Annotated in this window: 19 protein-coding genes and 1 tRNA gene; 7 read left to right on the forward strand and 13 right to left on the reverse strand. The window is 66.1% G+C overall.

Annotated elements, in window-relative coordinates; translation table 11 throughout:
• Positions 1-73: 73 nt before the first annotated feature.
• Positions 74-352, forward strand: coding sequence for a putative quinol monooxygenase (locus ACFVTD_RS02955; protein ID WP_387557781.1), 279 nt, complete (start codon positions 74-76; stop codon positions 350-352).
• A gap of 68 nt (positions 353-420) precedes the next feature.
• Here the strand turns inward: ACFVTD_RS02955 and ACFVTD_RS02960 are convergent, their stop codons facing one another.
• Together ACFVTD_RS02960 and ACFVTD_RS02965 are read right to left on the reverse strand one after the other, a co-directional pair.
• Positions 421-855, reverse strand: a complete 435-nt coding sequence (locus ACFVTD_RS02960) for a thioredoxin family protein (protein WP_387557784.1) — start codon at positions 853-855, stop codon at positions 421-423.
• Between the two features lie 93 nt (positions 856-948).
• Positions 949-1,503, reverse strand: coding sequence for an acyl-CoA thioesterase (locus ACFVTD_RS02965; RefSeq protein WP_387557788.1), 555 nt, complete (start codon positions 1,501-1,503; stop codon positions 949-951).
• 72 nt (positions 1,504-1,575) lie between these two features.
• Between ACFVTD_RS02965 and ACFVTD_RS02970 the strand changes: the two genes are divergently transcribed.
• Entirely contained in the window at positions 1,576-2,310 is a 735-nt protein-coding gene (locus ACFVTD_RS02970) for a potassium channel family protein (protein WP_387557790.1), read from the forward strand.
• 342 nt (positions 2,311-2,652) lie between these two features.
• Positions 2,653-3,651, forward strand: coding sequence for a LysM peptidoglycan-binding domain-containing protein (locus ACFVTD_RS02975; RefSeq protein ID WP_387557793.1), 999 nt, complete (start codon positions 2,653-2,655; stop codon positions 3,649-3,651).
• A 92-nt stretch (positions 3,652-3,743) separates the two neighbouring features.
• Here the strand turns inward: ACFVTD_RS02975 and ACFVTD_RS02980 are convergent, their stop codons facing one another.
• The 3 genes from ACFVTD_RS02980 to ACFVTD_RS02990 form a co-directional block, all read right to left on the reverse strand.
• The gene (locus tag ACFVTD_RS02980; protein ID WP_387557796.1) at positions 3,744-4,169 is read right to left on the reverse strand and encodes a CBS domain-containing protein; all 426 of its coding nucleotides are present in this window, start codon (positions 4,167-4,169) and stop codon (positions 3,744-3,746) included.
• A gap of 368 nt (positions 4,170-4,537) precedes the next feature.
• Positions 4,538-4,619, reverse strand: a tRNA-Tyr gene (locus ACFVTD_RS02985).
• 165 nt (positions 4,620-4,784) lie between these two features.
• Positions 4,785-5,039, reverse strand: a complete 255-nt coding sequence (locus ACFVTD_RS02990) for a hypothetical protein (RefSeq protein WP_387557798.1) — start codon at positions 5,037-5,039, stop codon at positions 4,785-4,787.
• A gap of 185 nt (positions 5,040-5,224) precedes the next feature.
• Between ACFVTD_RS02990 and ACFVTD_RS02995 the strand changes: the two genes are divergently transcribed.
• Entirely contained in the window at positions 5,225-5,716 is a 492-nt protein-coding gene (locus ACFVTD_RS02995) for a YajQ family cyclic di-GMP-binding protein (protein ID WP_141159686.1), read from the forward strand.
• A gap of 187 nt (positions 5,717-5,903) precedes the next feature.
• On the opposite strand, the gene htpX is transcribed toward ACFVTD_RS02995, so the two are convergent.
• A complete protein-coding gene (gene htpX, locus ACFVTD_RS03000) occupies positions 5,904-6,770 on the reverse strand; it encodes a zinc metalloprotease HtpX (RefSeq protein ID WP_387557801.1) in 867 nt (288 codons plus the stop codon).
• Between the two features lie 28 nt (positions 6,771-6,798).
• Positions 6,799-8,070, reverse strand: a complete 1,272-nt coding sequence (locus ACFVTD_RS03005) for an MFS transporter (protein WP_387557804.1) — start codon at positions 8,068-8,070, stop codon at positions 6,799-6,801.
• 80 nt (positions 8,071-8,150) lie between these two features.
• Here ACFVTD_RS03005 and ACFVTD_RS03010 point away from each other — a divergent pair, with 80 nt between their 5' ends.
• From ACFVTD_RS03010 to ACFVTD_RS03020, 3 genes are all read left to right on the forward strand, one after another.
• Complete coding sequence (locus ACFVTD_RS03010) at positions 8,151-8,636, forward strand: Fur family transcriptional regulator (protein WP_141182171.1); 486 nt, start codon at positions 8,151-8,153, stop codon at positions 8,634-8,636.
• A 7-nt stretch (positions 8,637-8,643) separates the two neighbouring features.
• Entirely contained in the window at positions 8,644-10,140 is a 1,497-nt protein-coding gene (locus tag ACFVTD_RS03015) for a catalase (protein WP_387557807.1), read from the forward strand.
• Positions 10,141-10,278: 138 nt separating this feature from the next.
• Positions 10,279-10,914 carry a DUF2461 domain-containing protein gene (locus ACFVTD_RS03020; RefSeq protein ID WP_387557810.1) on the forward strand — a complete coding sequence of 212 codons (636 nt, stop codon included), beginning with the start codon at positions 10,279-10,281 and terminating at the stop codon, positions 10,912-10,914.
• A 60-nt stretch (positions 10,915-10,974) separates the two neighbouring features.
• Here the strand turns inward: ACFVTD_RS03020 and ACFVTD_RS03025 are convergent, their stop codons facing one another.
• The 6 genes from ACFVTD_RS03025 to ACFVTD_RS03050 form a co-directional block, all read right to left on the reverse strand.
• Positions 10,975-12,543 carry an amino acid permease gene (locus ACFVTD_RS03025; protein WP_387557813.1) on the reverse strand — a complete coding sequence of 523 codons (1,569 nt, stop codon included), beginning with the start codon at positions 12,541-12,543 and terminating at the stop codon, positions 10,975-10,977.
• 175 nt (positions 12,544-12,718) lie between these two features.
• Entirely contained in the window at positions 12,719-13,126 is a 408-nt protein-coding gene (locus ACFVTD_RS03030; RefSeq protein ID WP_387557816.1) for a DUF779 domain-containing protein, read from the reverse strand.
• Positions 13,126-14,148, reverse strand: coding sequence for an alcohol dehydrogenase AdhP (gene adhP / locus ACFVTD_RS03035; protein WP_387557819.1), 1,023 nt, complete (start codon positions 14,146-14,148; stop codon positions 13,126-13,128). Before adhP ends, ACFVTD_RS03030 begins: the two co-directional genes overlap by 1 nt.
• A 39-nt stretch (positions 14,149-14,187) precedes the next feature.
• Entirely contained in the window at positions 14,188-15,711 is a 1,524-nt protein-coding gene (locus ACFVTD_RS03040; RefSeq protein ID WP_387557822.1) for an aldehyde dehydrogenase family protein, read from the reverse strand.
• A gap of 135 nt (positions 15,712-15,846) precedes the next feature.
• Entirely contained in the window at positions 15,847-17,187 is a 1,341-nt protein-coding gene (locus tag ACFVTD_RS03045) for a GAF domain-containing protein (RefSeq protein ID WP_387557825.1), read from the reverse strand.
• A gap of 132 nt (positions 17,188-17,319) precedes the next feature.
• Positions 17,320-17,712: a tautomerase family protein gene (locus ACFVTD_RS03050; protein WP_387557828.1), complete on the reverse strand. Its 393-nt coding sequence runs from the start codon at positions 17,710-17,712 to the stop codon at positions 17,320-17,322.
• Between the last annotated feature and the right edge of the window lie 36 nt (positions 17,713-17,748).

The raw sequence follows: 17,748 nt of genomic DNA on the forward strand, positions 1-17,748 counted from the left end.
ATCCCGGCAGGAGAAGGATGCCGGCACCGCAACGCTGCAGGTTGGTTCCCGGGCGCCCGGTATTGTGAAATCCATGAGTGCACCCATTGACCTGATAGCAACGTTCATCCCCAACGACGGCGAGTTACACCGCGTCAAGCTGGCCCTGGAAATCGCCATCGACGAGGTGGTGAAGGAGCCAGGCTGCATCCAGTACGAACTGACCGAAGCCACCGAGGAGAAGCTGGTCCTGACCGAGCAGTGGGCCTCCGAGGAGGACCTGGACAGGCACTCCAAGGGCATCGCCGTGCAGGACCTGAACGAGTCGCTGAGCGCGCTGCTGGCCGAACCGGTCAAGGTGGAACGCGCCTAGCGCACCCGGTTAAACAACAAATGCGGGACCTCCGGAGGGAGGTCCCGCATTCTGCGTTTAACCGGTTTTTAGAAGTCGGGGATCTGGGTGCCGTCCTGCGGGCCGCCCTGGCCGGCAGGCTTGGCCGCCGCGGCTGCCGCTTCTTCGCGCTGCTTGGCCACATGGGCGTGGACCTCGTCCATGTCCAGCGCCTTCACGGCGTCAACCACCTGTTCCAGCTGCTGGGCGTTCAGCGCGCCGGGCTGGGAAAACACCAGCACCTTTTCGCGGAAGGCCATCAGTGTGGGGATGGAAGTGATGTTGGCCTCCGCCGCGAGCTGCTGCTCCGCTTCGGTGTCCACCTTGGTGAAGAGGACGTCCGGGTGCTTCTCGGAGACGGTGGAGTAGGTGGGCCCGAACTGCTTGCAGGGACCGCACCATTCTGCCCAGAAATCGACCAAGACAATGTCGTTTCCTTCAATCGTCGATGCGAACTGTTCACCTGTGATGTCAAGGGTAGCCATGTGTCTACGGTACGCGTCCCGCCCGGGACTGTCGCGGTTGTTCGCTCCCCGCGTCATTGGGAATACCGGGAAGGACGACGGCGGCCGGCCGGGTCAGGCGGTGGCATCCCACAGGTGCGGGGCCGGTGTGCGGCTGCCGGGGAGGGCACTGGAGGCACGCCATTCATGGATCCATTCGGGGAGCACCAGGTCCGCCGGCGGGGTCCCGAACTCCTCGAGGATTTCGTCCTGGCTGACCGGACCGCCCTTGGTGACCAGACGGGTGGCGATGTAGGCACGGGCGTAGATTTCGCCGTCGGCCACCATCCGCTGTTCGAAGAAGATCGCCTTGGTGTCCAGCCCGATGATGCGGGTCTCGATGGCGTACTCCTGCCACAGCTGCAGCGACTTGCGGAAGGAAATGGTTTCCGCGGACACCACCGGGCTCCAGCCGCGGCGCCGCATCCGCTTCCAGACGCCGCTGCGCACCATGAGGTCGAACCGGCCCAGGTCCATCAGGGACAGGTACATGCCGTTGTTGACGTGCATGGCGATGTCGATGTCCGTCGGCAGGACACGCAGGGGCAGGGAGGCCGGATCCCACACCGCCAACTGCGGACGGCGGCCGGAGCGGAGGAGCAGGAGGAGGGTTCTCAGGAGGAGGTGCATGCCCCCATGTTACCCATGGGTAACATTTTCCGGCAGGGCCTTCGCCAGCTCATCCGCCGTAGGATTTCGTGCATGACGCAGCAACGCTACCGGGCCCTGGCGGAGTGGCCCCTCATGGCGACCGCGCTGGTATTCCTGGCCGCGTACGCCTGGCAGGTCATCGGCCGGATCGAGGGGGCCGGAGCAGACTGGCTTGAAGGCGTGATGTGGGTGACGTGGTGCGTCTTCGTCCTGGACTACGTGGCGAACCTGTGGCTGGCGGAGAACCGCAGGCAGTGGTTCGTCCGGAACCTGCACGAACTGGTGATTGTTGCGCTGCCGTTCTTCCGGCCCCTCCGGCTGCTGCGCCTGGTGACCTTGCTGTCGGTGCTGCACCGCACCGTGGGCGAGACGCTGCGCGGCCGGGTGGTCACCTACGTTGCGGCGTCCGCGGCTTTGCTGGTGTTCGTGGGGGCCCTGGCGGCCCTGGACGTGGAACAGTGGGCACCCGGGGCGAAGATCACGACGTTTGGCGACGCGCTGTGGTGGGCCACGGCCACCATCACCACCGTGGGTTACGGGGACATGTACCCAATCACCACCATCGGCCGGCTGGTGGCGGCAGCCCTCATGATGAGCGGCATCGCGGTTCTCGGTGTGGTGACCGCGTCCATTGCGTCCTGGCTGGTCCAGCGGGTTGAGGCCACGGCCGAATCGGTGGCGGAGGCAGTGGAGGAACCGGTACGGCTGGAAGTGGCCGAGCTGGTCAACGAGATCGCCCTGCTGCGGCGGGAGATCGCGGAACTGCGGGAACACCGGCCGTTGTAGCGGCAAGTATCCAGGCTCCCGGCGTCGAGTAGCAGTCCCGTTCCGGGCGAGTAGCGGGCCATAAAAGTCGGGTAATCCCTACTGGTGCCCGGCCCTCGGCATGGTTCCTAGACTCGGGATTCCTAGGACCAACATGCACTGGCAGGTCCACCGGGTGGCTTCCGGACGCTCCTGCCTTCACGCGGAGCTCCGCATTTTCTGGGTGTGCGGATGACTCCATACTGCGCCGCCATTGGCTCCGGCACCTGCCGGGGCCGGCGGCGCAATGGCATCTCGATCCGTCCAGGGCCCCGGCGTGCACCCGCACCGCCAAGGCCTGGACCGAAACCTGATGGGCAACCCATGAAACAGCCAACAATCCCCTCCCCAGACGGCGTGAGCAGAAGCTTCGCCACCGACGAACCGCGGACCGACCTCACCACCGGCCACCCGGTCATCAGCAACAAACTATGGGCCGGCATGGCCACCGCCGCGGTGGTGGCGGCCGTGGGCGTCGGCGCCCTTGCAGCACCCCCGGCATCCCTTGACGGGAGCACGACGGCGGCGGCCCAGGTGGCGGAGGCCGCCCCGCCGCCGTCGCCCAGCAGCGCAGCCGAACCTAAGGATGCGGCCGGGCCCGGTGCCGCGGCAGTTCCCGCAGTCGCGGCCCAGCCGGAGGCACCGGCGGCGGAGGCGCCCCCTGCGCCACCAGTGGAACCTGTTCCCGCTCCGGCTCCGGCGCCTGAGCCGGCACCTGCCCCCGCGCCTGCCGGCGACCCCAACCTGTACACGGTGGTCCCGGGAGACACCGTGGGGGCGATCGCGGCCGCCCATGGCGTGGACATGAACGCGATGCTGGCCGCCAACGGGTTGAGCGCCTACAGCATCATCTACCCGGGCGAAACGCTTCTGTTGACCGGTCCGCCCGTCGCCGTCGCCGAGCCGGCACCTGCTCCGGCTCCCGCGGCCGCCCCGGCACCGGCTGTTGCTTCCGCACCCGCCCCGGCACCCGCCGTCGTCCCGGCTGCTCCTGCGGTCCGGACCATCTATGTGGCGGGTTCGGGCGGTCAGTCCATGGTGGACGCGTGCATCGGGCCGATCCACTACACCCCCAATGACGGCTTCTCGCTGTTCATCACCGAGCATGATTTCTGCGGCGGGTGGGCCCGGTTCTCGGGCATCGGCGTGGGTGAGACGGTGAGCATCCCAGGTTATGGAACGTACACGGTGACCGGACGCGGCACGGTCCCGAATCCGGGAACCACCAATGATGTCATCGCGGTTTTCGGCGGCTTCCCCCGGGCCATCCTGCAGACCTGCATTCCGGGTACCAGCACCATGCTCCTGATCGCGCTGAACTGAAGGTTGGCCTGGTGCTGCTGCCCCGTGAATCCCCGGCATGTCCGCGGGTCCGGACCTTCAGGGCCTGGATCCGCGGACCAGGGGATGATGCGCTACACGGTGTGGCGTTCGGAGATGTGTTCCACCAGTTCGCCCACGCGCTGTTCGGAGTAGTTGCGGGCAATATCGCCCTGGCTGATGATGCCCACCAGTTTGTGGTCCGAGATCACCGGGAGCCTGCGGATCCGGTGCTCCTCCATCATGCCGATGGCTTCGTCGATGTTGGCGTCGGCATCAACGCAGTACGGCTTGCCGGAGGCCAGGTCGCGGGCCATCATTTGGCCGGGGTCGCGGCCGGCGGCGACGCATTTGAGCACAATGTCGCGGTCGGTGATCATGCCCTTCAACTTGCCGTCGTCACCGCAGATGGGGAGCGCCCCGCAGTCGAGGTCCATCATCATGCGGGCCGCGTCCACAAGGGACTCGTTTTCCCTGATACATCGCGCATCAGTGGTCATGAATTCACGTACGGCACTCACTGAATCCTCCTTCATCGATGGGAAATATCGACGCAGGGCATCGGGGCACGTGCGCCGATGCTGCCAGATTACGCCCGCACCACCATGGTGTCGACGGCGGATAGAGCCTGCTTGGCGTCCTTCTAAACGCCCCATCACCTTTGGCCGCTTTCCCACCATCGCCCCACCACCTAGGGAAGCACGACGGCGTCCTGCCGCGGCTAAAGTGCCCCGCGGTCAGCGGGCTACGCCGGGGTGATGGCGGGTTGGCGGATTCCCTGCAGGAAGTGATGGCGCGTCCCCGGAGTTGGGGCAGGAAGTGATGGGGCGTCCGATGCGGCAACGAAAAAGCCTCCGGAACCTGGTGGTTCCGGAGGCTTCTCCTTGGGTGGCAGATGAGGGATTCGAACCCCCGTAGGCGTTGCCAGCTGATTTACAGTCAGCCCCCTTTGGCCGCTCGGGTAATCTGCCGAACTTCAAAAGAAGTACCCGCCGATGCAGTGTTGGGAAGGAACGTTTCCGGTCCTTTCCGCTTCAGTAACCGCGGGCAAGAACACTTTACAGAACTTCCGGCTAAGAATCGAATCGGGGATGCGGCCGCCGCGAAACAGCCTGAACGGCGCGGAATTTCGCCCCTCAGGCCTCCCCCAGGATCCGTCCCGCCAACTTCGCTTCGAAGCTCAGGGCCTGCTCCTCGGTGATCTGGTTCAGCTGCACGGCCCGCTGCAGGTCGGCACGCACGCCATCCATCCGGGACGAGGCGTCGGCCACGGGGCTGAAGACAATGGAGGCCGCCACGGCAGCGGCGGCCACCGATGACGCCGCCGTTGCGACCGCCCCTGCTGCTGCGGTCGTCGTGCGGGTAACGTAACGGGCGGCTTTGCGGTGCATGGTGTTCCCTTCAACTGCGGTACATCTGGTCCAACTCTCCCCAGCCGTCCTTCGTTCCCGCGGTGCGTCCGCTGAGAGGGAACTGTGAATGGGCGGCCCCCACCGGCGCGGACATCCGTATTAGGCTGGATGCCAGTGATCCAGGCCCTGTATCCGCACGGGGCTCCCATCAACAAAGGAGAGTCATGGCAGGCGAGTCAACGTTCGACGTCGTAAGCAAAGTGGACAAGCAGGAAGTCGCCAACGCGCTCAACCAGTCCCAGAAGGAAATCGCCCAGCGCTATGACTTCAAGGGCGTTGGCGCCGAGATCGACTTCAGCGGCGAGAAGATCCTCATGAAGGCCAACTCGGAAGAGCGCGTCAAGGCCGTCCTGGATGTATTCCAGTCCAAGCTGATTAAGCGCGGCATCTCACTGAAGTCCCTGGACGAGGGGGAACCCTACGCCTCGGGTAAGGAGTACCGCCTGGAAGCCTCCATCAAGGAGGGCATTGCCCAGGACCTGGCCAAGAAGATCAACAAGCTCATCCGCGACGAAGGACCCAAGTCGGTCAAGTCGCAGATCCAGGGCGACGAACTGCGTGTGTCCTCCAAGTCCCGCGACGACCTGCAGGCCACCATGGCCCTGCTGAAGGACTTCGAGGAAGCGGACCTGCAGTTCGTGAACTTCCGCAGCTAGTCCTCCCCCGCCGTCGTATTTCGACGCGCGATACGTTGGACGACACGCAGAAAGGCTGGCGCACCTCAAATTCGGGGTGCGCCAGCCTTTTTGCGCGTCACGGGCGAATTCGCGCGTCGGCAGGGCAGCTGCGCGTCGTCACATCAGGCGCGCGTCGCCGGAAGGGCCTCCGACGGCGGGGTCCCGGCTACAGCTGCCGGCCCGCCATCCGTTCCAGCCGGGCGATCCGGTCGCGCATGGGCGGGTGGGTGGCGAACAGCTTGTTCATGGCACCGCCGCGGAACGGGTTGGCGATCATCAGGTGCGAGGCGTTGACCAACCGCTGGTCCTGCGGCAGCGGGGCAATGCTGACGCCGCGCTCGATCTTGGCCAGGGCTGAGGCGAGCGCCAGCGGATCTCCCGTGAGCTGCGAACCGTCCTCGTCGGCGTCGTACTCCCTGGTGCGGGAGATGGCCATCTGGATCAGCGACGCCGCGAAGGGTGCCAGCAAAGCCATGGCGATCATGGCCAGCGGGTTGGCGTTGCGCCGGTCGCCGCCGCCGAAGAACAGCAGCATCTGGCCCACCGAGGTGATCACGCCGGCAACGGCGGCCGCCACGGACGAGGTGAGGATATCGCGGTTGTAGACGTGCATGAGCTCGTGGCCCAGGACGCCGCGGAGTTCGCGCGGGTCCAGCAGCTGAAGGATGCCCTCCGTGCAGCAGACGGCAGCATTTTGCGGGTTGCGGCCGGTGGCGAAGGCGTTGGGGTTCATCGTAGGCGAGACGTAGATCCGCGGCATGGGCTGGTTGGCGCGCATGGAGAGCTCGCGGACAATCTGGTACAGCTGCGGCGCCTGGGCTTCGGTGACCGGGAAGGCCTGCATGGAGCGGATGGCGATTTTATCGCTGTTCCAGTACCCGTAGAACGTGGTGCCGACGCCGACCAGGGCCATGATCCAGATGGGCGCGGAACTGCGGGTCCCCACACCGATCAGTCCGCCCAGGCCCAGCAGCACCGCCCACAGCACGCCGAACAGCGCCGCGGTCTTCAGGCCGTTGTGATGGTTGTGCACGTTTCCTCCTTGCTTAAGGAACGGCTTGCTAGGGCACCGGGTTCCGGGCATCGTACTTCCGGAAACCGGGCTGCAGTTTCGCCGCCAGCCACGCCCCCGCGATGCACAGCACACCGCCAACCAGCAGGACCCAGCCCTCGCTCAAAAGCTTAGTCGCGCCGCCGGCCAGCAGGTCCCCGATCCGCGGGCCGCCGGCCACCACCACGATGAAGACGCCCTGCAGCCGTCCGCGCAGGTGGTCGGGCGCGGCGGCCTGCAGGATGGTGTTGCGGAAGACGCTGCTGATGGAGTCGGCGATCCCGGCCAGGGCGCAGCAGGCGGCGGCGGGCAGCAGCCACCAGGTCATGGCACCGTCGGGGGCGGGCCCCGCGAGGAGCACCACCAGGCCGAACGCGCCGATGGACGCGCCCCAGCCCATCACGGAAACCACGACGGCGGTCCCCTGGCGGCGCACGCTGCCCAGCGGCCCGGAGAACAGGCCGGCGAGGAAGGCCCCGACGGCGGTGCACGCCAGCAGGATGCCCACGGTCGCCTCGCCGCCGCCGATCATGAGGGCGGCCACGGCAGGAAGCAGGGCCCGCGGCTGGGCCAGGATCATGGCGACAAGGTCGATGATGAAGGTCATCCGGAGGTTGGGGCGGGTGCCCAGGAAGCGGAAACCTTCAACCACGGAACGGATTCCCACTTTGCTGCGGGTGCCGGCGGGCGGCATGGGCGGGAGGCGGTATACAGCCCACAGGACGAAGGCGAAGCTGGCGAAGTCTATGGTGTAGGTCCAGCCGAACCCGAGCCAGGCCACCAGGACGCCGGCCAGGAGGGGACCGGCAGTCATGGCCAGTCCCAGGGACAGCATGCTGAGCGCGTTGGCTGCCGGCAGGAGTTCCTTCCGGATCAGCATGGGGATGATGGCGCTGCGGGCCGGCTGGTTGATGGCCTGCGCACCGCTCTGCAGTGCCACGAGCAGGTACAGCACCCATACGCTGCCCAGTTGCACCCAGGCCTGCAGGGCGATCAGTCCCGTGGTCAGCCAGAGGACCGTGGAGGCCAGCAGGGCGATGCGGCGGCGGTCGTGCGCGTCGGCGATGGAGCCGCCCATCAGCCCGCCAATCACCAGGGGCACCAGCGCGAAGATCCCCAGCAGGCCCACATAGAAGCTGTCCTGCGTCAGCCGGTACACCTCAAGGCTCACCGCCACCAGGGTCAGCTGGCTGCCGACGGCGGACACCGCCGATCCCAGCCACAGCCGGCGGAATGCGGGGCTTTCCTTGAGCGGCGTGACATCGGCAAGTATTTTCCCCACCCCGCAACATTAGCGGTCAGCGAGAGAAGGTAAGCCGAGCCTTATTGTGAGTTAGTAATAATAAGTGTTTCAATGGAGCCATGACGGAGCACTTTGACGGCCAGGACGCGTGGGCTGCGGCCCTGCGCGCCCACGGACGCAGGGTGACCAAGCAGCGGCTCGCTGTACTCGCCGCCGTCGAACGCCACCCCCACTCCCCTGCCGAAAGCATCCTCGCGGCCGCCCGGACGGAACTGCCGGAACTCACGGCCCAGTCCGTTTACGTAGTCCTCGGCGACCTGACGGACCTGCACATGCTGCGCCGGTTCGAGCCGCCGCACTCCCCCGCACTCTATGAAACGCGGGTGGGCGACAACCACCACCACGCCATCTGCATCAGTTGCGGCCGCGTGGAGGACGTGGACTGCGCCGTCGGCCACGCCCCCTGCCTTACACCGCACTGGAACCCGGACGCCAAGCCGATGACCATCCAGATTGCGGACGTCATGTACCAGGGCATCTGCCAGGAATGCCAGCAGGCCCAACAGCTTCCTCCCCACAGTCCCTCGCAAGAAAAAGAGAAATAGGAGAACAATGACTGCCGTTTCCACAACCCAGTCAGGTGCACCGGTTACGTCCGACGCACACTCGAAGTCAGTTGGTGCCGATGGTGCCATCATCCTGACTGACCACTACCTGGTGGAGAAGCTCGCCCAGTTCAACCGTGAGCGGGTTCCGGAGCGCGTAGTGCACGCCAAGGGCGGCGGCGCATTCGGCACGTTCAAGGCCACCGAGGACATTTCCAAGTACACCAAGGCCGCGTTCCTGCAGCCTGGCGTCGAGACCGAGATGCTGATCCGCTTCTCCTCCGTGGCCGGCGAGAACGGTTCCCCGGACACCTGGCGCGACCCCCGCGGTTTCGCCGTGAAGTTCTACACCAGCGAGGGCAACTATGACCTCGTGGGCAACAACACCCCCGTCTTCTTCATCCGCGACGGCATCAAGTTCCCGGACTTCATCCACTCCCAGAAGCGCCTGCCGGGCACCCACCTGCGCGACGCCGACATGCAGTGGGACTTCTGGACCCTGTCCCCCGAGTCCGCCCACCAGGTCACCTGGCTTATGGGTGACCGCGGCCTGCCCGCCTCCTGGCGCGAGATGCAGGGCTACGGCTCGCACACCTATCAGTGGATCAACGCCGAGGGCGAGCGTTTCTGGGTCAAGTACCACTTCAAGTCCAACCAGGGCGTGAACTCCATGAGCTCCGAGCAGGCCGAGCAGCTTGCCGGCTCCGACGCGGACTTCTACATCCGCGACCTGTCCGAGAACATCGAAGCCGGCAACTTCCCGTCCTGGGACCTGCACGTGCAGGTCATGCCGTACGAGGATGCCAAGACCTACCGCTTCAACCCGTTCGACCTCACCAAGGTGTGGCCGCACGCGGACTACCCGCTGATCAAGGTGGGCACCATGGAGCTGAACAAGAACCCGGAGAACTACTTCGCGCAGATCGAGCAGGCCACCTTCGCGCCGTCGAACTTCGTGCCCGGCATTGCCGCTTCCCCGGACAAGATGCTGCAGGCCCGCATCTTCTCCTACGCGGACGCACACCGCTACCGGGTGGGCACCAACCACGCCCAGATCCCGGTGAACCAGCCCAAGAACCAGGTCAACAACTACAGCCAGGACGGCCAGGGACGTTTCCTCTTCAACGCCCCCTCGGTTCCGGTCTACGCCCCCAACACCTTTGGCGGCCCGGCTGCCGTGGAGCCGCAGAACCCGGCCGGCGGCTGGGAGAACGACGGCGAGCTGACCCTCGCCGCGCACTCCCTCCACGCCGAGGACGGCGACTTCGTGCAGGCCGGCGCGCTGTACCGCGAGGTCTACAACGAAGGTGAAAAGGCCCGTTTCCTGGAGACCATCACCGGTGCGGTGGGCGGCGTGAAGCGCTCCGACATCAAGGAACGTGCCATCCAGTACTGGACCAACGTCGACGCCGAGCTGGGCGCCAAGCTGCGCGCCAACCTCGGTGCCGGTGCAGCCCCGTCGGCTCCGGCTTCGGACGCTGAGTCCGCCAACAAGATCGGCTAGTCAGGCCTCCTGCCGGCTGAATTGAAGAACACCCCGCCACGGTCTTCCGTGGCGGGGTGTTCTGCTGTCCGGCCCCGGTTGTGCACATACGGCCCGGGGGATCTGGCCGATCGGGGCCGGCGGCCCTAGGCTCCGTAAATGAACACTTTCGCAGGCATTCCCCCGGAAGCCTTCCGCTTCTACGCGCAGCTGGAGGACAACAACAACCGCGACTGGTGGCTGGAACACAAGGCAACGTATGACGCCTCGGTCAAGGAGCCGCTCACCCTCCTGCTCGCCGAGCTGGAGCCCGAGTTCGGACCTGCCAAGCTCTTCCGCCCCAACCGGGACATCCGTTTTTCGCTGGACAAGTCACCATACAAAACCGCCCAGGGAGCGTTTGCCGCACGCCAGGAAGGCGTTGGCTTCTATATCCAGGTCAATGCCGATGGCCTGTTGATCGGCGGCGGCTACCACTCCCATACGCCTGCCCAGCTGGCGCGGTTCCGCGCGGCAGCCGACGCTTCCGCCAGCGGCGCCGCTCTACAGGAGATTGTGGATGCCGTAGCAGGGGCGGGCTTTGCCATTGAGGGCGAGAAGCTGAAGACCGTCCCGCGCGGTTTCGACAAGGACCATCCCCGCGCCGAACTGCTCAAGCACAAATCACTGTCCGCAGGTGTCGAGGTGGGCCAGCCGGAATGGGTCTCAACAACGGCCGCAAAGGACCAGATCGCGGAACGGTGGCGGCAGTTGAGGCCGCTCGTGGAATGGGTTGGCCGGTACGCGGCGCCCTAAACGCGGCTGCCCGCCCGGCAGGAGCCGGACGGGCAGTTCAGGAGCTGGTGCGGCCGACCGTCAGGTCCGGCTCAGCTCATCTTCGTCGTCGGGCTCCACAGCGGAAGCGGACGCGCCGGTGGCCGCTGGCGCGCCGTTGACCGACGCGTTCGCCTTGGCGAAGCGCTCGTTGAGCCGCGAGTGGCGCTGGCCGTACGCGAAGTAGATGGCCAAGCCCAGGAGCAGCCAGAAACCGAAGAAGATCCAGGTTTCCACGGCGAGGTTGGTCATCAGGTACAGGCACAGCACGGCGGAGACGATAGGAACCACCTTGCCGAACGGGACGCGGAACGCGGGCTTCAGGTCCGGGCGCTTCTTGCGGAGCACCAGGATGCCCAGGCTGACCACGACGAACGCCGAGAGGGTGCCGATGTTGATCATTTCCTCGAGCAGGTCCACGTTGGTCAGGCCTGCCACCAGCGCGACGGCTGCGCCGCAGATGATCTGGAGGCGGGCGGGCGTGGACCGCTTGTCACTGGTCTTGGAGAGCGCCCGGGGCAGCAGGCCGTCGCGGCTCATGGCCAGCACCACGCGTGACAGGCCCATGAGGAGCACCATGATCACGGTGGTCAGGCCCACCAGGGAACCGAAAGCGATGACCTTGGCGGCCGAGGTATCGCCCACGGCTTCGAAGGCGGTGGTGAGGGTGGGGCTCTTGGCTTCTGCCAGCTGGGTGTAGGACACCATGCCGGTGAGGGCCAGGGACACGAGGATGTAGAGCAGCGTCACCAGGGCCAGGCCGCCGAAGATGCCGCGGGGCAGGGTCTTCTGCGGGTTCTTCACTTCCTCGGCGGAGGTGGCCACCACGTCGAATCCGATGAAGGCGAAGAACACCAGGGCGGCACCGGCGAAGATGCCCATGGTGCCGTACTGGGCGGGGGCGGCGCCGGTCAGGAAACCGAAGAAGGACTGCTTCAGGACATCCGCGGCGCCGTTGCCGGCCGTGGGCTCAGCTGCAGGAACGAACGGCGTGTAGTTCTCGAACTTCACGTAGGTGAAGCCCACCACGATCACAAACAGCACCACGGCGATCTTGATCAGGGTGAAGATGTTGCCCACGCGGGCGGAAAGCTTGGTGCCCAGCACCAGCAGCACCGTGAAGATGGCCACGATCAGGAAGGCGCCCCAATAGAGGTCCACGCCGCCCAGCGAGACGGCCGGCGGGACGTCCAGGCCGGTGAGCGCGAAAACCTTGCTGAGGTAAATGCCCCAGTACTTGGCGATCACGGCAGCGGCCGTGAACAGTTCGAGGATCAGGTTCCAGCCGATGATCCAGGCAAGGAGTTCGCCCATGGTGGCGTAGGTGAAGACGTAGGCGGAGCCGGCCACGGGAATGGCCGTGGCGAACTCGGCGTAGCACATGATGGCCAGCGCGCAGGTGACCGCGGCAATCGCGAAGGAGAGCGTCACGGCGGGACCGGCAAAGTTGGCGGCAGCCTTGGCGCCGACCGAGAAGATGCCGGCGCCGACAGCAACGGCGACACCCATGATCATGAGGTCCCAGGTGCTGAGGGAACGCTTGAGCTTGCGTCCGGGCTCATCGGCGTCGGCGATCGACTGCTCGATGGATTTTGTCCGCAGAAGGTTCATTTGGGGGTCACAATCCTGGTTTGTGAGGGAAACAGACCTATCAACGATACTGTCCATCCACTGGACGGTCCCAATTGTCCCGAATAGTGAGACGCCCTTACGGCCGAATATTCTTCTGCGAACGACCTCGGGGCCCTCCGATTGGAGAGCCCCGAGGCGTTGTTGGTCGAACTTCCTAGGACGGCCAATCCATCAGTATTGACCGGATCAGGAAGCGTTTACCCTCAGGCGCTTCAACGGAAAATCCGCTGCCCCGGCCCGGTACGACGTCGACGGTCAGGTGGGTGTGGCTCCAGTAGTTGAACTGCTCCCGGGACATCCAGAATTCCAGTGGCCGGGGCTGCAGCCCGTCCGCCAGGTCGAACAGCCCCAGCAGCACGTCCGAGTCACCCGTGATGAAGTCCCCTGCCGGATAGCACATGGGCGACGACCCGTCGCAGCAGCCGCCGGACTGGTGGAACATGAGCGGTCCGTGCCTGTCCCACAGCATCCGGAGCAGGTCCACGGCAGCGGGCGTGAGCGCCACCCGGGAAAAGTCTTCCCCGGGCAGCGTCACGGCGGCGGCCAACCCTTCAGCGGGCATCAGAACCTCAGCACCACGCGGCCGTCGATCTTGGCGTGCTTCATCTCGTCGAACACCGCGTTGACCTCGGACAGCTCCCGCACGGACACCGTGGGATGGATCTTTCCGCGGGCATAGAAGTCCAGGGCTTCTTCAAGATCCTGCCGGGTGCCCACGATGGAACCGCGGACGGTCAGTCCCTTGAGCACAATCTCGAAGATCGGAGCAGGAAAGTCCCCCGGGGGCAGCCCGTTGAACACGATGGTTCCGCCGCGCCGGGCCATGCCGATGGCCTGCCCGAACGCCGACGGGTGCACCGCCGTAACCAGCACCCCATGGCAGCCTCCCGTTTCCCGCTGGATCACTTCGGCCGGGTCCTCGTGCAGCGCGTTGACCGTGAGTTCGGCGCCATGGGCCTTGGCCAGGGCCAGTTTGTCGTCGGCGATGTCCACGGCGGCGACACGAAGCCCCATGGCCACGGCATACTGCACGGCTATGTGCCCCAGGCCGCCGATGCCCGATATGGTGACCCACTGCCCCGGCCGGGTCTCGGTCATCTTCAGGCCCTTGTAGACGGTGACGCCGGCGCACAGCACCGGCGCCACCTCGACGGGGTCGGATCCCGCCGGTATGCGGGCCGCGAACCGCGAGTCCACCAGCATGTATTCGCCGAAGGAGCCGTCCACGCTGTAGCCGCCGTTCTGCTGGGCCTCGCAAAGCGTTTCCCACCCGGTGCGGCAGTACTGGCAGTCGCCGCAGGCTGACCACAGCCAGGCGTTGCCCACCAGGTCACCGATGGCGATGTCGGTAACACCTTCGCCGAGGGCCACCACTTCGCCCACGCCCTCATGGCCGGGAACGAACGGTGGGGATGGTTTGACCGGCCAGTCGCCTTCCGCGGCGTGGAGGTCGGTGTGGCAGACGCCGGTGGTCAGGACCCTGACCAGCGCCTGTCCGGGCCCCGGCTGGGGGATGGCGATGTCCTTGGCCTTCAGGTCGGTGCCGAATTCGGTTACTACTGCTGCTTGCATTGTCGTCGTCATTGGCGAAATCCTTGCGTCGATGTAGTGGTACTGGCTGGCCTAGAAGAAGCCCAGCTTGTTTTCGTCGTAGCTGACCAGCAGGTTCTTGGTCTGCTGGTAGTGGTCCAGCATCATGGCGTGGTTCTCACGCCCGATGCCCGAGGACTTGTAGCCGCCGAAGGCGGCACCTGCCGGGTAGGCGTGGTAGTTGTTGACCCAGACGCGGCCGGCCTGGATTTCGCGGCCCGCCCGATAGGCAACGTTGCCGCTGCGGGACCAGACGCCGGCGCCCAGTCCGTACAGGGTGTCGTTGGCGATGCCCATGGCGTCGTTGTAGTCGCTGAACCGGGTCACGGCCACCACGGGGCCAAAGATTTCCTCCTGGAAGATCCGCATCCGGTTATGGCCTTCGAACACGGTGGGCTGGACGTAGAAACCACCGGCGAGGTCGCCGGGGAGTTCGGCCCGCGCACCGCCCGTGAGCACCTTGGCGCCCTCCTGCTTTCCGATGTCGATATAGGACAGGATCTTCTCCAGCTGGTCATTGGAAGCCTGGGCGCCCACCTGCGTGTCCGTGTCCAGCGGGTTGCCCTGGATCATCTTTTCCACCCGTGCCACGGCGTCGGCCATGAAGGAGTCGTAGATGTCCTCCTGGATCAGCGCCCGTGACGGGCAGGTGCAGACCTCGCCCTGGTTGAACGCGAACAGCGCAAAGCCCTCCTGGGCTTTGTCATAGAAGGCGTCGTCTTCCTGGGCAACATCGTTGAAGAAGATGTTGGGGCTCTTGCCGCCCAGCTCCAGGGTGACGGGGATGAGGTTCTGGCTGGCGTACTGGCTGATCAGCCGCCCGGTGGTGGTCTCACCGGTGAACGCGATCTTCCGGATCCGGGAGCTGGAGGCCAGCGGCTTGCCGGCTTCGACGCCGAAGCCGTTGACCACGTTGACGACGCCGGCCGGCAGCAGGTCTCCGATGAGCTCCATCAGCACCAGGATGGACGACGGCGTCTGCTCCGCGGGCTTGAGCACCACGGTGTTGCCGGCAGCGAGCGCGGGCGCGAGCTTCCAGACCGCCATGAGGATGGGAAAGTTCCAGGGGATGATCTGTCCCACCACGCCGAGGGGTTCGTGGAAGTGGTAGGCGGTGGTGTTGTCATCGAGCTGGGAGAGGCTGCCCTCCTGGGCCCGGACTGCGGAGGCGAAGTAGCGGAAGTGGTCCGAGGCAAGGGGCAGGTCGGCGTTGAGGGTTTCCCGGACGGGCTTGCCGTTGTCCCAGGTTTCGGCGACGGCGAGCATCTCGAGGTTCTCGTCGATGCGGTCGGCGATCTTGTTCAGGATGGCGGCCCGTTCCGCCACGGACGTCTTGCCCCACGAGGGTGCGGCCTTGTGTGCCGCGTCCAGGGCCAGTTCGATGTCCTCGGCGGTGCCGCGGGCCACCTCGCAGAACGCCTTGCCGGTCACCGGGGTGATGTTCTCGAAGTACTGGCCCTTCACGGGGGCCACCCATTCGCCGCCAATCCAGTTCTCGTACCGGTCCTTGAAGGTGACTTTCGAACCGTCGGTTCCCGGCTGTGCGTAAACGGTCATGTGCTTAGCTCCTTTGCTGTGCAGAAGGCTGGCCCATAAGGGCTCTCGCCGATGAAGCCAGCGTAGGAGCGGGGAGGTTGCAGCAAGGTTGCAACGATGCGACGCAGGTCACAACAGGTGCCGCTGGGCCGGCTTTCAGGCGCGGAGTTCGGCTTCCAGCCGTTCCAGGTCGGCCACGACGGCGGCCCGCTTGGGTGAGCGCGGCGGCAAGAGGCGGAGCGCGGCACGGCGGATGACGACGTCGTCCCTCGCCTCCGGGAGCGCAGCGTACTTGAGCAGGGACTCGGCGCTGCCGTCCGTGAGGACCGCTTCCCGGAGCAGGGAGGACACCCTGTTCCTGAGGTCGAGGATGCCCGGGGCCTCCGAGCGCGGCAGGACCTCGCCGCGGTAGATCTCCAGGGCTATGCGGTGCGCACCGCGCTGCAGGCAGCTGAGCACCTGGCCGGTGTCCGGCACCAGGTCCAGCGGGAGACGGTAAGGGCGGGAGCCTGGGACGGCGTCGGGACTCAGCTGCTGGATGACCTTGCGGAGCCGGACCATCTCGGCCCGCAGCGTGATGGTGGAGCCCTCCCCCGGGTACAGCAGCGAACAGAGTTCCTCGGCGCTGAGCCCTTCCTGATGCGCGCTCAGCAGGGCCAGGATCTCGCTGTGCCGGGCGGACAGGGAAACGGTCCTGCCACCCAGGCTGAGCAGGGCCTGGTCGCGCCCCAGCAGCTGCAGGCTGTTGCGGTAGAGGCTGCCTTCCGTGGCACCGCCGTTGCGTCCGGCGGCATCCGTGGACCGTCGCCGGACAGGTTTCCTGGCAAGCTCCGCCGCAAGCTGCAGCCGCTCCACCCGCAGCTGCGCCTGGGCGGCGGCCACGGTGGCCTCCACCAGCGACAACGTGTGGGGAGCCACCGCGGTGGCCGTTCCGGTAATGTCCACGACGCCGAGCACGGCACCGGAGTCGGGGTCGTGGAAGGGGACGGCGGTGCAGCTCCAAGGATGGACCGTCCGCTGGTAGTGCTCGGCGCCGGCGATCTGGATCCCCCGGCCCAGGGCAAGGGCGGTGCCGGGTGCGCTGGTGCCCACGCTGGCCTCGGACCAGTCCGCGCCGGGAACGAACATCATGCCTTCGGCGCGGCGCTGCAGGGTGGGGTCGCCATCCACCCACAGCAGCCGGCCCACCTCGTCGCCCACCGCAACCAGGAGCCCGCTGTCATGGCTGGGCTGGACCAGCAGTTTGTTGATGACCGGCATGATCGCTGCCAGTGGGTGCTGGCGGCGGTAGTCCTCCAGCTCGTCCCAGTCGAGGGCCAGCGGCGCCGCCGCATTGTCAGGGTTGGCCTTGAAGCCCGCCGAGCGCTGCCAGGACTCCCTGATGAGGTTGCGCAGCCCGGGGATCTCGGGGGCCGGCGCGTCCGGGTCCGATCCCAGGCGCTCGTGGCCGGCCAGCGCGGCACGCTGGCGCGGTTCTGGGTGGAGCAGGTTCGTCATCGAACTCCCGTTCCGGAGTCTTGTCCGGCGAGGCAGGCTGGAGGGTGGCCCAGCCAGCATAGCCGGACAGCACCCCCATGTCATCGGCCGTCGGTCCCTGGCCCGGTTGGTGCCCTGCAGTGCCCCGGGCCTTCAAACGTTGATGTTGAAGCCAAGGTCGTAGTCGCAGGCCGCGATCCCGCCGGCGCCCCAGTTTTCAGGCGGGCTCTCGCGAAGGAGGATGGAAACATTGCCTCGTGCAATACCGAGCTTTTCGAGGCGCTCGACGATCTCCGTGTAGAACCTCCGTTTTGCCTCGATCGAACGCCCGGCGAAGCAGTCGACCGTCACCCGCGTGTAGTCGTCGGCGACTCCCGCAGCCAGGCTATTCACCATGGCGTGCGGCTCGTAGGAGAGTATGCGGATGAACCGGTCTTCCTGCGGAATCTTGAACGCGGCCACAAGCGCCCCGTGGACCGCGTCGATCAAGGCAACCTGCTGATCCTGAGTGTAGCTGCGTCGAACCTCAATCAAAGAGCTGGGCATGGGAGCAACCTACCACCGCCCGGCATAACCTCCCGG

The sequence above is a fragment of the Pseudarthrobacter sp. NPDC058119 genome (assembly GCF_042884655.1).
Classification (GTDB): domain Bacteria; phylum Actinomycetota; class Actinomycetes; order Actinomycetales; family Micrococcaceae; genus Arthrobacter.

Excerpts from the sequence above, each read along its gene's own strand:
- ACFVTD_RS02970 (WP_387557790.1), top strand. The coding sequence starts at position 1,576 with ATGACGCAGCAACGCTACCGGGCCCTGGCGGAGTGGCCCCTCATGGCG.
- ACFVTD_RS02960 (WP_387557784.1), bottom strand. The coding sequence starts at position 855 with ATGGCTACCCTTGACATCACAGGTGAACAGTTCGCATCGACGATTGAA.
- ACFVTD_RS03015 (WP_387557807.1), top strand. The coding sequence starts at position 8,644 with ATGACTGCCGTTTCCACAACCCAGTCAGGTGCACCGGTTACGTCCGAC.
- ACFVTD_RS02990 (WP_387557798.1), bottom strand. The coding sequence starts at position 5,039 with ATGCACCGCAAAGCCGCCCGTTACGTTACCCGCACGACGACCGCAGCA.
- ACFVTD_RS02955 (WP_387557781.1), top strand. The coding sequence starts at position 74 with ATGAGTGCACCCATTGACCTGATAGCAACGTTCATCCCCAACGACGGC.
- ACFVTD_RS03030 (WP_387557816.1), bottom strand. The coding sequence starts at position 13,126 with ATGCCCGCTGAAGGGTTGGCCGCCGCCGTGACGCTGCCCGGGGAAGAC.
- ACFVTD_RS03045 (WP_387557825.1), bottom strand. The coding sequence starts at position 17,187 with ATGACGAACCTGCTCCACCCAGAACCGCGCCAGCGTGCCGCGCTGGCC.
- ACFVTD_RS03020 (WP_387557810.1), top strand. The coding sequence starts at position 10,279 with ATGAACACTTTCGCAGGCATTCCCCCGGAAGCCTTCCGCTTCTACGCG.
- ACFVTD_RS02975 (WP_387557793.1), top strand. The coding sequence starts at position 2,653 with ATGAAACAGCCAACAATCCCCTCCCCAGACGGCGTGAGCAGAAGCTTC.
- adhP (WP_387557819.1), bottom strand. The coding sequence starts at position 14,148 with ATGACGACGACAATGCAAGCAGCAGTAGTAACCGAATTCGGCACCGAC.
- ACFVTD_RS03025 (WP_387557813.1), bottom strand. The coding sequence starts at position 12,543 with ATGAACCTTCTGCGGACAAAATCCATCGAGCAGTCGATCGCCGACGCC.
- ACFVTD_RS03050 (WP_387557828.1), bottom strand. The coding sequence starts at position 17,712 with ATGCCCAGCTCTTTGATTGAGGTTCGACGCAGCTACACTCAGGATCAG.
- ACFVTD_RS02995 (WP_141159686.1), top strand. The coding sequence starts at position 5,225 with ATGGCAGGCGAGTCAACGTTCGACGTCGTAAGCAAAGTGGACAAGCAG.
- ACFVTD_RS02965 (WP_387557788.1), bottom strand. The coding sequence starts at position 1,503 with ATGCACCTCCTCCTGAGAACCCTCCTCCTGCTCCTCCGCTCCGGCCGC.
- ACFVTD_RS03010 (WP_141182171.1), top strand. The coding sequence starts at position 8,151 with ATGACGGAGCACTTTGACGGCCAGGACGCGTGGGCTGCGGCCCTGCGC.
- ACFVTD_RS03040 (WP_387557822.1), bottom strand. The coding sequence starts at position 15,711 with ATGACCGTTTACGCACAGCCGGGAACCGACGGTTCGAAAGTCACCTTC.